General features: G+C 58.5%; 12 protein-coding genes and 4 pseudogenes. 3 read left to right on the forward strand and 13 right to left on the reverse strand.

The window, feature by feature from the left end; genetic code table 11:
- From ACSQ3I_RS25940 to ACSQ3I_RS25950, 3 genes and pseudogenes are all read right to left on the reverse strand, one after another.
- Window positions 1–766 (reverse strand): annotated as a pseudogene (locus ACSQ3I_RS25940) (sucrose-6-phosphate hydrolase); the annotation flags it as partial.
- A 184-nt stretch (window positions 767–950) separates the two neighbouring features.
- Window positions 951–1,634: an SMC-Scp complex subunit ScpB gene (scpB, locus tag ACSQ3I_RS25945; RefSeq protein ID WP_436003766.1), complete on the reverse strand. Its 684-nt coding sequence runs from the start codon at window positions 1,632–1,634 to the stop codon at window positions 951–953.
- Between the two features lie 2 nt (window positions 1,635–1,636).
- A complete protein-coding gene (locus ACSQ3I_RS25950) occupies window positions 1,637–2,590 on the reverse strand; it encodes a DUF1403 family protein (RefSeq protein ID WP_436003768.1) in 954 nt (317 codons plus the stop codon).
- A gap of 124 nt (window positions 2,591–2,714) precedes the next feature.
- On the opposite strand from ACSQ3I_RS25950, the gene ACSQ3I_RS25955 reads away from it, so the two are divergent.
- The 3 genes and pseudogenes from ACSQ3I_RS25955 (at window position 2,715) to ACSQ3I_RS25965 (ending at window position 4,860) form a co-directional block, all read left to right on the forward strand.
- The gene (locus ACSQ3I_RS25955; protein ID WP_436003770.1) at window positions 2,715–3,848 is read left to right on the forward strand and encodes a site-specific integrase; all 1,134 of its coding nucleotides are present in this window, start codon (window positions 2,715–2,717) and stop codon (window positions 3,846–3,848) included.
- A gap of 92 nt (window positions 3,849–3,940) precedes the next feature.
- Window positions 3,941–4,129: pseudogene (locus ACSQ3I_RS25960) on the forward strand (integrase); the annotation flags it as partial.
- Window positions 4,130–4,407: 278 nt separating this feature from the next.
- Window positions 4,408–4,860 carry a hypothetical protein gene (locus tag ACSQ3I_RS25965; protein ID WP_436003772.1) on the forward strand — a complete coding sequence of 151 codons (453 nt, stop codon included), beginning with the start codon at window positions 4,408–4,410 and terminating at the stop codon, window positions 4,858–4,860.
- A 117-nt stretch (window positions 4,861–4,977) separates the two neighbouring features.
- Here ACSQ3I_RS25965 and ACSQ3I_RS25970 read toward each other — a convergent pair whose 3' ends face one another.
- The 10 genes and pseudogenes from ACSQ3I_RS25970 to ACSQ3I_RS26015 all read right to left on the reverse strand — a co-directional run bounded on the left by ACSQ3I_RS25970 (window position 4,978) and on the right by ACSQ3I_RS26015 (window position 13,957).
- Window positions 4,978–5,193, reverse strand: coding sequence for a hypothetical protein (locus tag ACSQ3I_RS25970; protein ID WP_436003774.1), 216 nt, complete (start codon window positions 5,191–5,193; stop codon window positions 4,978–4,980).
- A gap of 166 nt (window positions 5,194–5,359) precedes the next feature.
- A complete protein-coding gene (locus tag ACSQ3I_RS25975) occupies window positions 5,360–5,569 on the reverse strand; it encodes a cold-shock protein (protein WP_436003776.1) in 210 nt (69 codons plus the stop codon).
- Between the two features lie 223 nt (window positions 5,570–5,792).
- A pseudogene (locus ACSQ3I_RS25980) lies at window positions 5,793–6,658 on the reverse strand (transglutaminase family protein).
- Window positions 6,659–6,798: 140 nt separating this feature from the next.
- Entirely contained in the window at window positions 6,799–7,881 is a 1,083-nt protein-coding gene (locus ACSQ3I_RS25985; RefSeq protein ID WP_436003778.1) for an extracellular catalytic domain type 1 short-chain-length polyhydroxyalkanoate depolymerase, read from the reverse strand.
- Between the two features lie 256 nt (window positions 7,882–8,137).
- Window positions 8,138–8,599 (reverse strand): TspO/MBR family protein, encoded by a 462-nt coding sequence (locus tag ACSQ3I_RS25990; RefSeq protein ID WP_436003780.1) that lies wholly within the window; start codon window positions 8,597–8,599, stop codon window positions 8,138–8,140.
- Window positions 8,600–8,700: 101 nt separating this feature from the next.
- Window positions 8,701–9,101, reverse strand: a pseudogene (phrB, locus tag ACSQ3I_RS25995) ((6-4)DNA photolyase); the annotation flags it as partial.
- 109 nt (window positions 9,102–9,210) lie between these two features.
- Window positions 9,211–9,828, reverse strand: a complete 618-nt coding sequence (locus ACSQ3I_RS26000; RefSeq protein ID WP_436003782.1) for a flavodoxin family protein — start codon at window positions 9,826–9,828, stop codon at window positions 9,211–9,213.
- Between the two features lie 100 nt (window positions 9,829–9,928).
- Window positions 9,929–12,085: a catalase C gene (gene catE, locus ACSQ3I_RS26005; RefSeq protein WP_436003784.1), complete on the reverse strand. Its 2,157-nt coding sequence runs from the start codon at window positions 12,083–12,085 to the stop codon at window positions 9,929–9,931.
- Window positions 12,086–12,153: 68 nt separating this feature from the next.
- Window positions 12,154–12,654: a YciE/YciF ferroxidase family protein gene (locus ACSQ3I_RS26010; RefSeq protein ID WP_109460405.1), complete on the reverse strand. Its 501-nt coding sequence runs from the start codon at window positions 12,652–12,654 to the stop codon at window positions 12,154–12,156.
- A gap of 127 nt (window positions 12,655–12,781) precedes the next feature.
- Window positions 12,782–13,957, reverse strand: coding sequence for a zinc-dependent alcohol dehydrogenase (locus ACSQ3I_RS26015; protein ID WP_436003786.1), 1,176 nt, complete (start codon window positions 13,955–13,957; stop codon window positions 12,782–12,784).
- Window positions 13,958–14,082 lie beyond the last annotated feature (125 nt).

The raw sequence follows: 14,082 nt of genomic DNA on the forward strand, positions 1-14,082 counted from the left end.
ATCCACGCTTAGCTAGCCAATGATGGCGACCATGGGCAAAGTTTCGATAGTCGGCCAGTTGCACAGTACCAAGCGCCGCTTCTGTGAACTTCGATTCCAGATCGACTGCCCCGATTTTTGTTGAAGGCCCGTGTAGCACCACGGTGGTAGGCCGGTCCCACAGAACTTCGGCAGAATCTCGCCAACTTTGCACCTGGCCTGAGCCTCCATCTGCATATGGCTCTACGGTAGAAGCGACATCTTCCCAAGACGCGGTTGGGTCAAAGACTGAAGTGTATGCACGTGCGAGCAGGGCTGAGAACCCCACGAGGGAGTTCGTCGCAAGGAAACCGTCTTTTCCCGCTGGTGGAGGAAACAACAAAAGATCAACGAAGGGGTGACGTTCACAAATTTCGGTAACTGGGCTGCCGAGCCGGCCACACATCACGGCGACCTGGCGATGTTCCCGTTCAATGAGGGAAACAGCAGCAGCGTTGATATCGACGTTACTTCCTCCAGCGCTCAAAAGCCACTGACTGACGGACGGGTCCAATTTCCCATTCGCGGCCTCCAGGGGCGTTTGAACCAGGCCAGGCTTGCCGGTAAATAATTGATGCAGTGCTGCGAGCGCATGCGCCGCCGTCAACGACCCTCCAGATCCGATGGCTGACAACGGGGAAAAGCCAGCGGTCTTCACTGCAGTTCTCAGGGATTCAATGTCGGTCGAGGAGGCCCAGCGTAGGGTCTCTTGCAACCGGGCCAGTTCAGATGCGTACGGCTTAGCCATCGAAATCTCCCATCAGTTCCAAAACATGAACATAACGGGAACATTCTCCCATTTCCACTCCAATTCCGTACTATCCATAATCACAAGAAACTGAGTTTGGGAGTCCAACCTTTAGCTTGCGAACACAAGTAGGCTTTTTATCAACAGTTGTATAAGAACCTCTGCTGCAGGTGCGCTATCCTGGCTATTCCTCCTCACCCTCTGCGGCAACCAACGCTTCGTCCTGCACGCCCCTCCGGCTCAGCAGCCCCGCATCCTCCAGCGCCTCGATGTCCGGTAGGTCGCGCAGCGTCCGCAAGCCGAAGGCCGAGAGAAACTGCTTCGTCGTAACGTAGGTATAGGGCGCGCCTGGCGTCGGGCTGCGTGGGCCGGAGGCGAGGAAATTGGCGTTACGCAGGCTGGCGATCGTGTCGCGGCTGACCTCCTTGCCGAAGATTTTCGACAATTCGCCGCGGCTGATCGGCTGGAAATAAGCGATCGCCATCAGCACCATGGCCTCGAAGTCGGATAGCGCTGGCCCCGCACTCCGCGTCGACGCCTGCGACGCCCGGATCGCGCCTGCGTAAGCCGGACGGCTTCGGTGCTGCCAGCCGCCGGCGACGAAGACGATCTCATAGGGCCGGTGACGGAGTTCTTCCTGTAGGTCGTCGATCAGCAAGTCGATGCTGCAATCCTTGCCGATGACACGGGCCAGCGTGTCGCGGCCAACCGGCTCGGCCGCGGCAAAGATCACCGCCTCGACCCGCAACATCCATTCCCGCCAGCGCAGCTCCGGCGGCAAATCCGCCAGTTCCCGATCCAGCAAGCGTTCGCTTGCGTCCTTCGTCCGAGACGTCCGTGTTTTGCCGGGTGCATCCGGTTCAGCCATCGTCACAATCCATAGATCCGGAACGCACTGCGACCTGACAGTTCGCGCACGGCGCCAAAACCTTGCAGCCGGTCGAACAGCCGAGTCGCCGCCCAACGCGATAGATTGCCGCCAGGTGCCGAGGCCGCCATGGCGTCCCCATTGAGCAGGGCCTGGACGATGGCGCCGGCGCCTTTCGTGCGAACCTTTGGCGCGGCGGCGCGCAGCGTCTCGGCGCGCCGCGCAATCTCGCTGGCGGTGCGTAGGGCCGCGCCGGTTCCCTCGGTGAGGGCAAGGCAGACAGCGCGGGCGAAGGCCGGCTCTCCCGGGCGCACACGGCCCCGGCCCCCGAGAGTCTTGAAGGCGGAGCCATAACGCTCGGCCATCAGCAGCGGCACAGCAAAATCCCATTTCAGCAGCGCGGCGATCAGCCGATCGGCCAGCATCCAGGCGAGCGGCTCGGCATCCGGCCGCACGGCATGGATGGCCGTGACTAGGTCCGCCGCAGCGATCGGCGCCGGGCGGCCGGCTTGCAGCGCGTCGTCGGCAAGGTCGACGGCCGCGGCCAGCCGATCGTCCCAAGCAAGCCCAAGAAGATCGGCGAGTTCGGCCATCGCTTTCGAGGAGAAGGCGGGTTTTCGGGTGGCAAGCCTTTTGGTGGCCAAAAACACCTTTCCGGCCGGGCCGGGATCGTCACCGGCGGCGGTGAGCAAAAGCGCATCGCGCAACGCGGCCTCGTCCTCGCTGCGGCCCATCAGCCGGACCGCGACGGCGGCACATTTCAGGGCCTGACGCGCACGCCAGCAGCCGGCCCAGACGGGCGCGGAGCGGACAAGATCGTCCAGCGATTTCAAGGCGATGCCAGCGGCGAAGGCGGCAGCAGGCACATCCGGCTCGCGGCCAAGCGGCAGGGCCCAGCCGGGCAGGGCAGCCGTTAACGCAGGGGCGAAATTGGGCGAGTCGACGGGCGAATCCATGACCGACATCCTACAATGTGTGAGCGGTTTAAGCCATCTATTTCGGTAACAACCGCACGGCTTGTCATCCATAAATAATGTCCGATAATATTGCATTATCGGACATTTTGCTCATTATAGAGAAATGGCCCAAATCATCGAGCAAAACAGTGAAATTCACGTCGAGGAGACCTTAGCGCCGTCTCTCAGCACGGCGGCTGGGCGTGATGTTTCCGCACCGGTGGTGTCGGGCGAAAGCCCCCTCCCCTCCCTCGCCATGCAGGATCAGAGGCACGCCCATCTCACCAGCCCTGCTGATCGCGCCCGGGGTTACGTCGAAGCCGCCAGCTCCGCCAACACGCGCAAAGCTTACGTCGCCGACTGGAAGCATTTTTCGGCGTGGTGCCGGCGCTCCAATCTGGCCGCCCTCCCCCCGCATCCGCAAACTGTCGGGCTCTATATCACCGCCTGCGCTTCCGGCACGGCTGAACGGGGTGCAAAAGCGAACTCAGTCTCGACCATCGAACGCCGCCTCTCCTCGCTCTCATGGAACTATGCCCAGCGTGGCCTCTCGCTCGATCGTAAAGATCTGCATATCGCCACCGTAATGGCCGGCATCCGCAACAGCCACGCCAAGCCACCGGTCCAAAAGGAAGCGGTCATGGCTGAGGATATCATCGCCATGGTCGAGACGCTCGATCGCGGCTGTCTGCGCGGCCTGCGGGATCGGGCCATGTTGCTCATCGGCTTTGCTGGAGGTCTTCGGCGCTCCGAGATCGTCGGCCTCGACCTGAAGGCCGACCAGACTGAGGACGGTCGCGGTTGGATCGAGATCCTCGACAAGGGTATGCTCCTCACCCTGCGAGGCAAAACCGGATGGCGAGAGGTCGAAATTGGTCGCGGCTCTTCAGACGCCACCTGCCCGGTCGCGGCAGTCGAGACCTGGATCAAGTTCGCAAAGTTGGCGCATGGTCCCCTCTTCCGCCGCGTTACGGATCGGGGCAAATCTGTCGGCCCGCAGCGGCTCAACGACAAGGAAGTCGCCCGACTGGTCAAACGAACAGCTTTGGCGGCCGGCGTTCGTGGTGATCTCAGCGAGATTGAACGCGCCTTCAAGTTCTCCGGCCATTCCCTTCGCGCGGGCTTGGCCTCTTCCGCCGAAGTCGATGAGCGGTATGTCCAGAAGCAACTGGGGCACGCGTCCGCAGAGATGACCCGCCGATATCAGAGACGACGTGATCGCTTCCGCGTGAATTTGACTAAGGCATCAGGGCTTTAGCTGCCCCCTCCCCTCCTCCGCATGAAACCCTGAGCGGAGATTTTAGGTTCGGGATTCTCGCTTAGCTCTTCAATTGAAATCGGCAGCTAAAAGCCACAGCGGGACTGGAGAGTGCGAAGTTTTCGGCGCATGGGCTGCGGTCCGGGTATATCACCGAAGCTGCCAACCGCGGCATTCCCCGCCCCGAGCCGATGGAGCAATAGAGGCACCGATCGGTTCAGCAGGCATCAAGCTATTATAACAGCGCCCAACGGCGAACAGGACGCGCCACGCCGATGCTCTTAACTTCTACCGGTCGCCGATCAAAATGCGCCTTTGCCAGCGCACGCCCCGAATCACATAGGTCGAAGCATGACATAAGCGAGTCAAAACGGCCGGCCGCTGGTGGAGCGAACCGAATGTTTAAGTTCAAAAGGACGATAGCCGGCAACCGGCGTGCCTAATCGACGACGTTCAGCAGGACTCTTAGCGCCTCATGCTCAGGACCATTGGGCTTCAAAGCGAGGAAGGCGTCGACCGACCTGCGTGTCTCGTGTCCTCCTGACGCCGGATTGGCGCGATGCAGCACAAAGCGGCCACCGTGCTTGCCGTCCCCGCACAAGAACCAACGGTCGCCGATGGAGCTCGCAGCAAATTCGATCTGTTCTTCCGGTTCATAGCTTTCCCCGACAGCGCCTATGTCGTCGAGGGGATGCGCCTGCTCGCGCGAGATAGTCGCTTGATCCGCTGGCTCGCCTGCGATTTGCCTTTCGCCTGTGCTTATCGAGGCGGGATAGTCATCCGGCGCGATCATGCCGGACCGGATCTGCTCGATGAGAGTGGTTTCCGCCGAGTGATCTGCTCCCGCTTCGGGCTTCAGGTCGAGCGTCGCATAGTCCGCTCTTTTGAGAAGCCTGCGCAGGAGCGACTGCTTTATGTGAGTTATGTTCACCACAGCCAGCCCTCCCCGATCAAAAACATGACAAAAATGAAGCTGATCACGGTAACGGCTACCGGAGCGGCATTGGGATAGCTTGGCAGAAAATTTGTATGAGTGGCGGTCATATCCGGTCCTTCCGATTTATGCGCCGAGACGGCATTGATCCGACAAATGCGGTGTTGCCCCACCAGCTCCGGTCAACGGTGGCCATCAAGCCGCTATTGCTGTCTTTCGGCGCCGCGTTGGGCGGACCGGCTTTGGCTCGATCGGCTGCGCTTCGCGCAATTGGCGCAGAAGCACTGTTTTCCGGGTTCGGTCAGCCGTCTCCGTCTCAATGATCTGCCGCGCGACCTCACTCGTAGTCGCGGCCTTGTCTCGCGCGGAAATCTTCTCCGGCTTGAAAAATGCATGTTTCGTCATGGTCATGATAATCTTCTTTCGGTTTGGTGCTCGGACGCATCCAAGAAGTCAGGTAGGATCAAAGCGTTCAGAGCTTAGTCCAAAAACAAAAAGGCCGGGCGCTAACCCGACCTCTCACATTCACTCAGCTCTGCTGCCAGTACATCCGTGGTCAGCGGGGCGAATGAAAACTTTAAGCTGCCTGAAGATTTTCGGCGGAGCTTTTGCCGGACTTGCGGTCCTGAACAACCTCGTAGGAGATCTTCTGGCCATCCGAGAGCGAACGCATTCCGGCCCGCTCGACAGCGGATGCATGGACGAAGACGTCCGTGCTGCCATTGTCAGGTTGGATGAAGCCGAAGCCTTTGGTGGTGTTGAACCATTTAACGGTACCAGTAGTCATGACGATTTCCTTTCAGAACAATCGTTGTGGTTCCCGCGATGCCTTGCGGGATAAGATCGATGATTTGAGAGGAAATGCGACGGGAGCCAAACTCCGGACCAACATCACAAGCAATGGTCGATAAGCGATATATGGGTACAAGTTCTGATTTTGCAAGGGACGCATCGGATTTAAATCCGGTTCGCGTGTGATCACAGCATTTCCGCCTATCGTTCACGTTTCATCAGGCAATGAAGGCGATGTCCACGGCAACGTCCATCGATTGAAAGGCACCCGCGGGGCCGATGAACGTTCCCGATACCGGCATGAGCTGGGTAATGTCGCGCGCGACCCCCACGGGGATGAGGCGCTGCCCATGCTCCTGTTTGTCGGGTCGAAGGCAATCCATCCCGCACCGGGCAAGAACACTTCAACCCATGCATGGGTTGACCCTCCCGGCGATGAACCGACGTGGGTGCGCGCCGGGTCGTAGAGATATCCGGACACGATCCTCGCCCCGAGGCCAAGAACCCGGACACTTTCGGCAAAAAGCGTCGCAAGATCCCGGCAGCTTCCGGACCGCAACGAGATGGTCTCCAACGGGGGCTGCGTTCCTTCTGTGTCGCGCGCCTGATAGGCGACGCCGTTCGAAACCCCGGCACTAAGATCCTTCAACAGCGACAGCGTATCGGTCGAATTCCCCATGACGAAGCCCTTGACCCACTGCTGCAATTCGCCAGAAGGGTCGGGATATTGAACATCCCTGAGGGCGCCGAGATCCTTCCAGTCCTGGTCGTCATAAAGGAAGGGGTAGGTTGCGGCCGGCGCAGCGATATCGAACACAGGCCAGGCTTCCGATTTCAGATCGACATCCGCACGGCTGACGATCTCGAGCTGCTTGGTCGGCTCTGAGAACGTCATGGTCGCAACTGCGTTTCCGAACACATCGGTTGTCCAGGACACCCTGCCTCCGGGAGAACCTGTAATCTGGTGCCTTTGCAGCAGGAGCTCCGGCCCCTCGTGTGGCCGCAGCAGTAGTCGGTAAGGAGAGAGCTGAACGGGGCTACGATAGCTGTAGGTCGTCCGATGGCGTATGGAAAGTTTTGGCATTTCCGCACCTCACATGCATAAACCCAATTGGATATGTTCAGGTATCGCCAGTTCGTTGTGCCGCCACCAAGCTCAGCCGAGATTGCGAAGATGCCGATCCAGTGAGAACGTGCGGCTGGCCCTTGATTACCACGGATGCGTCATTTCATGAGCCCCGCAGACCGCAGCGCACTCTCTATGACGTCCTGGACATTATTCGTGATCTTGCGATCAGACTTCGCTCCCGAGAGCCTTTCGCCCGCGGCTTCGGGATTCGCACGACGCTCAAACGATGGTGTGAGGCCCCATGTTCGCGCGATGTGCTCCGTCGACGAGATGCCGACGTCGAGCATGTAGGGTGCCTGCGAGCCGTAGCCGCTTGACGTGTCGATAGGGGTGCCGTGTCCCATGCCGCCGATGCGGTAGAGTTCAATGGCGTCCGCATCGGTCCTCGATGTCCAAGCGTGGTGCTCCTGTCCGTCGACGACATCCGACCGAGAAGGTCGATCGGCCACCTCGTGTATGGCTTTCCACTGGTCGATAATGGCCCGGGCGTTGAGCTCATCCACCGTCTTGTCGGCCGTACCATGCCAGACGGATATAGTAGGCCACCGGCCGGCATGGCTCGATGCTGAACGAAGCCGCTCCTGAAGTTGCTCACGAGGGGGTAGACCATGACCGCGCATCCGGTCGAACGCCTGTGGGATACTCGAGGCAACGCCATATGGCAGGCCCGCAATGATCGCTCCCCCGGCGAACACTTCTGGATAGACGGCGAGCATGGAATTCGTCATGGCGCCGCCAGCCGATAGCCCCGTGATGAACACCCTCGTGGGGTCGATGCCGTGGTCGGAAATCATCACGCCGATCATCTCACGGATCGAGCCGACCTCGCCGCCGTCACGCCGGATATCGCCGTCGGAAAACCAGTTGAAACAGAGATTAGCGTTGTTCTGGCGGGTTTGCTCCGGAAACAGGACAGCAAAACCATATTCATCGGCCAGTTTCGACCATCCCGATCCGGCGTCATAGCCGGCAGCCGTCTGTGTGCAGCCATGCAGGACTACTACAAGCGGGATTGCAAATGATGAATCCGCGGATACGGGGACACGATACCACCCCAGCAGATCGCCGGGATTAGCGGTTTGGTTCTGCAGCTTCTCCAGCCGATTTGAACCCGTAGGCATGGTCGGCGCGGTGCGAAACCGCTGCAGGCGCTGCAAAGTATCCGAAAGACTTCTCATAGGGGCTTCCTCGCTGTTCGCGGAAAGCCAACCGACGTCCCGGATGTCGTAGGTAATGCTGCACCGCACAATTGCAAGACTTGCAAAGCGATGGGTGCAAGTCGTTTGCGCAGCGGTGGCAACAGCGGCAACCAGGCTAGCAACAGGCTGTCATCATGCGCTCATTCAAACCGATCGTCTGCCTGCAAACGGGCAACCAGGGCCTGACCGATACCTCCGGACGATCCTATCACGAGACCCTTCATGTTTGACGACCTCAATTCAGGACAAAAATAGCTCCATTCAGCGATGTCGCGTAGACGAGCCACAGAGCGTACGGCCCGAAACACCAGCGTGCCAGGCTGTCTTGCGTCTTGATGATGAACGCAAGCACCGTCACCAAAAGGCAAACTATGACAGCGAGGCCAAGTCCAATCTGATGAAGCCCGAAGAAGACTGGGGTCCACGCCCAGTTCAAAAGCATCTGGGTGAACCACAGCCGAAAAGGGACGGATGTGACACCTTCAGTGATTATTATCCGCCAGCCCGCGATGGCGATCAGGATGTAAACAACGGTCCATGCGGGGGCAAACAGCCAATTGGGAGGGGTGAACCACGGCTTTGACAACGCCTGATACCATTCGCCGGGCCTGATCGTCAGACCGATCGAGAATCCGACCCCCAAAACCACGGCGAGGAACACTGCGAGTATGATGTAAGACCTTGAAGGTGTGGCCAAGTTCACTGCCTTTCTCGCTTAAAATTCGTACGCCTTCCACCGCCACACGTGCTTCAGTGGAACGGCCATAGAAACCGTCACTTAGTTGGGCCGCACCAGCTTCAAGTCAAGCTTGCCAGCAATTTTGCCGCACGCGCCCTCGTGCCGCGGCGCGTCCCATCGTCCATCCTCGCCCAAGCGGGTATGGCTGCGCGAGCCGGCTATTCGATCGCAGCTTCTCCTCATTGCGGGCGAGAAAGTCCCAATACAAGGAATTGAACGGACAGGCCTTGTCGCCGACGCGTTGCTTTGGATCAAATCGACAGCTCACGCAGTACTCCGACATCCGGTTGATGTAGTTCCCGCTCGCTGCATAGGGTTTGGTGCCGAGAAAGCCGCCATCGGCGAACTGGCTCATGCCGACCACGTTTGAAAGCTCTACCCACTCGTAGGCATCAGCATAGACCTCAAGGTACCATTGATGCACGTCCTTTGGATTGACGCCGGCGAGCAGTGCGAAGTTATCTGGCGTTGGCCGAGCGAGACTTATTCGACGCCGCGTCTCACGCGCAGCAGGTTCTTTTCGTGATCAGGAACGGCAAATCGAACATTACCCAACGGCCCCTGCTTCTCTAGGTAGTCTCGCCAGGATATTGACTGTGCTTGAGCAGCCCCGCTAGGTGCGCTGTGTTACGCGCGAGCATTTGAACCGCCTTTGTGACCACATCGGGTACTTCCTCAAGATCGACAAAATTTGTCGAGCCCATGGCTTCACCCACCCAGTAGGCGACGGCATTTGCCGGGATGGTGAACCCGACGTCGTTCAGTGCCTGGTAGATCTCGGCCGAAACGTGATGAGCACCATCCTCATTCCCGACCACGGCGACCGCGGCGACGATGCCGTAAGAGACCATCCGGCCCTGATCGTCGGTTTCCTCAAGAAAGGCGTCCATTCGTTCCAGCGCACGCTTGGCTACACTGCTAGGCTGACCGAGCCAGATCGGTGTGCCGAGGATCAGAATGTCGGCGGCAAGCAACCGTTCTCGAAGGGCGGGCCAGTCGTCACCTTCGCCTTCATCGGATGTCACACCCGGTTTGATGTTGTAATCCGCCAGCCGGACAGTCTCCATGCTTACATCAAACGTTTTAAGCTCGTTGGCAATGAGACCGAGCATACGGTCGGTTGACGACTTTTCCTGCGCCTTGCTGGTTTTGAGTGTGCCGTTGAATGCGAGAGCTTTGAGAGCCACTGGTATTCCTCGATGTTATTGAGATTCCTTGCCTAACGCACCCGGCGCGACGGTAGTTCCCAATGCGGATTGGGGTGCGTCCGAAGACGCGCCACCAGAGTTATTTCTGTAACGGAGGTGACGCCTTGCCGAGTTTGATTGAGGGCTCGCGAGCCCAGACGCGCAGCTTTCCCAATTCCGCTACGAACGCTGCAATGCCCTCTTCACCTGGCAGTGCAATCGTGCCTTCGTCAAGCGCATCTGCAACGCCCGCCTTAGCCAGAAGAGGCGCGGCGGACCGGTCATATCCTATGAACTTACAGTGCTGGAACGCGTCAGCCACGAAATCACGCGCGGCTGCTTCGTTGACAAGATCTTCGATGCCTTCTGGTGATGTAAGAAGCGCCACAGCGTCGAACAGAACAGAAGGTCCACCGTCGATCATATGGTGTGCGACGATGCGCTTGCCATCTGATGCAACTATACCGCCAACCTTAGGTGCGATCAGCTCAACGACCGCCTTTTCCTTTTCGATCGCGGCCGTGAGGACTTTCAAGAGTTTGACATCCACGCCATCGGTGACCAGGATACCGAGCTTCCGACCCTCAAAACGTTTAGGCCCCCGTTCGACAATGCTGAGTGCCGGCGATGGCTCCAGGTCCTGACGGGTTGGCATAGCGGCGTCGGCTGGGGCGGGCATTGACTGAAGCCCAAGCTTTTGAGCCACGGTTGTCGCCAATGTCTCGTCGATGTTGAGAAGGTGAGAGATCATCCGTTCGCGGATAACCGGGGTTTCAACCTTGCTCAGTTCAAACGTCAACGCCATTGCGATATGCCGTTGTTCGGGTGGCGTCTGGCTGATGTAAAATTGGCGGGCCTGGCTGTAGTGATCGGCAAAGCTTTCGGGGCGCAGCCGCACCTTCGGCCCTTGCTCATCAGACGGGAAATGCCGGAAACCCCGGGTAGGAGACTCACGGGGTCCTTCTCCAAAAGAGTTCGGCTGGTAGTTCACCCGCCCGACCGGATTACGCATGGCCATGTGGCCATCCTGCTGGAAGTTATGGAAAGGACACTTCGGCGCATTGATAGGAAGGTGCGTGAAGTTAGGGCCGCCCAGCCGCTTCAATTGCGTGTCCAGATAGGAGAAATTCCGGCCCTGCAACAAAGGATCGTTACTGAAGTCGATGCCTGGCGGGACGTTTTGAGTCATGAACGCCACCTGCTCGGTTTCCGCGAAGAAGTTATCCGGCATACGGTCGAGCACCAGACGGCCGATCGGGCGCACGGGCAGGATCTCTTCAGGAATGATCTTGGTGGGGTCGAGGATGTCGAAATCAAAGTTGTCGGCAAAGTCTTGGTCGAAAAGCTGAACACACAGCTCCCATTCGGGAAAGTTGCCCGACTGGATGGACTGCCAAAGATCACGGCGATGATAATCCGGGTCGGCTCCGTTGATCTTCACCGCTTCGTTCCACGCTACGGACTGAAGGCCGAGCTTTGGCTTCCAGTGGAATTTGACAAACGTGGATTGGTCATCAGCGTTGACGAACCGGAAGGTATGCACGCCAAAGCCTTCCATGAAGCGGAAGGATCGGGGGATGGTGCGGTCAGACATGATCCACATGACCATGTGCATGCTTTCCGGCGTCAGGCTGATGAAGTCCCAAAAAGTGTCGTGAGCGGTTTGTGCCTGAGGGAATGCCCGGTCCGGCTCCTGTTTGGCTGCATGTACGACATCGGGAAATTTGATGGGATCCTGGATGAAAAACACTGGAATGTTGTTGCCGACAAGATCCCAGTTCCCTTCCTTGGTGTAGAGCTTGACGGCAAAGCCGCGCACATCCCGGGCGAGATCGGAAGATCCCTTGTTGCCGGCGACGGTTGAAAATCGGACAAAGGCAGGCGTACGTTCGCCGGCGCGCTGGAAAATGTCGGCGCGAGTGACGTCTGCAAGGGACTCATAAGTTTCAAAGAAACCGTGCGCACCGTAGCCGCGCGCATGGACTACCCGCTCCGGAATCCGTTCATGGTCGAAATGGAAGATCTTTTCTCGGAAGTGAAAGTCGTCGATCAGCGCAGGACCGCGCGCTCCGACTCGTAGTGTATTCTGGTCATCTGCGACCGGGGCACCTTGGGCCGTTGTCAATGTATCATGGCCGTCTTCAGCGAACTGGTGCAACTCTCCGCCTTCACCGCGGTGAAGCTGCTGGTCGTGGATGGTGACCATATCGGAGGCAGCGGATGTCTTTTTGGGGTTGGTGGATGGCTTTCGGGCCATGGAGATCTCCTCACGACAAATAGAGAAAGGGCCGCCCGATAGGCAGCCCTGGTCAAAATCTCGAGACTTTAAGCTGCTTTCTTGCCTTTTGCGTTCGCAGACGCCTTGGCCAGCCCGGTCAGCTTTTCATCCGTGGCCTTTTCCTCGTCAAGGTTGGCCTGGAGGAGCGGGACTGCATCTTTAAGACCGAGTTGACCGGCCCATTCGATCAGCGTGCCGTAACGCGCGATCTCGTAGTGTTCGACCGCCTGCGCGGAGGAGATGAGACCGGCGTCGAGCGCGGGAGAGCCTTTGAACTCCTCCATGATCTCTTCACCTTCCGCGATGATGCCCTGGATGGCCTCGCAAGTCTTGCCACGGGCGGGCTTGCCCAGAATCTCGAAGACCTGTTCGATACGCTCGATCTGACCTTGGGTTTCGTCCCGATGCTGGAGAAAACCGGCTTTCCCTTCCTCGGACTGGGCGGCTCGAGCCATCTTGGGCAGAGCCTTCAGGATCTGCTTTTCTGCAAAATAGATATCCTTGAGGGTGTCAAGGAACAGGTCGTCGAGGGTCTTGGCTGTCGGCATTGGAGAATTCTCCCTGTTATTAGTGACGCGCTATTCAACTTGCTTTTCCATCGAAGGTTCCCGCGCTGATAACGTTTCTGTTATCGTCAGCTCAGACGCTGAGCGGCAGGGTCTGAGGGGACCCTATCTACGCCGTCAGCACGACCTTGATGCAGTTGTCCTTCTTGTCTCTGAAGGTCTCGTAGAGGGCAGGGCCATCCTCAAGTTTCGCGCGATGGGTGATGATAAAGCTCGGATCGATCTCGCCTTCTTCGATGCGGCGGAGAAGATCGAGTGAATACCGGTTCACATGTGTTTGTCCTGTACGGATGGTCAGGCCCTTGTTCATGGCGGCGCCGAAGGGAATCTTGTCCAGAAAACCGCCGTAGACGCCCGCAACCGAAACGATTCCGCCAGGTCGGCACGCCATGATCGCGGCACGCAGCGCATGCGGCCGGTCGGTCCCCAGCAGCGTAGCGGCTTTGACCTTGTCAATGATGGCGTCGAATGAGGCGGTGGCGTGAGATTCAGAACCGACCGCGTCGATGCATTTGTCGGCGCCATGACCGCCGGTCATTTCCTTAATCCGGTCCGGAATGGTGGCGTCTTCATCGTCAAAGTTGATGATTTCCGCTCCGGCTTGTTTCGCCAGGGCAAGCCGCTCAGGAACATTGTCGATAGCGATGACGCGGGCCGCACCTTGCATAAAGGCACTCTTGATGCAGAACTGACCAACCGGCCCGCAGCCCCAAATGGCGACGATATCCGTCGGTTCGATCTCGCAATTTGCGGCCGCCATCCAGCCTGTCGGGAAGATATCGCCCAGAAACAATGCCTGTTCGTCGGTCATACCATTGGGAATTACAATGGGCGAGACGTCCGCATAGGGGACGCGGACGAACTCTGCCTGGCCGCCCGCGTAGGCGCCGGTCAGGTGCGAATAGCCAAACAGGCCGGCAGTCTGATAGCCGAATGCTTTGATTGCATTATCTGCATTCCGGTTGGTGCGCTCGCAAACGGACCAGTTGCCTTTCAGGCATTGCTGGCATTCACCACAGCAGATGGTGAACGGCACAACTACCCTGTCGCCGACTTTCAGCTTTTTGTTATCGCGTCCGACCTCGACGACCTCTCCCATGAACTCGTGCCCGAGCACATCACCCTTCTCCATAAAGGGAATATAGCCGTCCATCAGATGCAGATCCGAGCCACAAATGGCACATGCCGTCATTTTGATGATAACGTCGCGGCCATCCTCAATTTGCGGTTCCGGAACGCTGTCGCAACGGATGTCGCCCTTGCCATGCCAGCATAGTGCTTTCATCGGATATGTCCTTCAATAGATTTGAGTGTTGCCGCAGTGCGTTCGGCGAGGATCTCGGTGGCTGCAGCTGTAAAGCGCACCTGCCATGGAATTCTTCTCGTTGGTTCGTCACTCAACCTCGTTGG

Origin of the sequence: Rhizobium sp. LjRoot30 (assembly GCF_964253915.1) — a bacterium.
In the GTDB taxonomy this organism is placed as follows: domain Bacteria; phylum Pseudomonadota; class Alphaproteobacteria; order Rhizobiales; family Rhizobiaceae; genus Metarhizobium.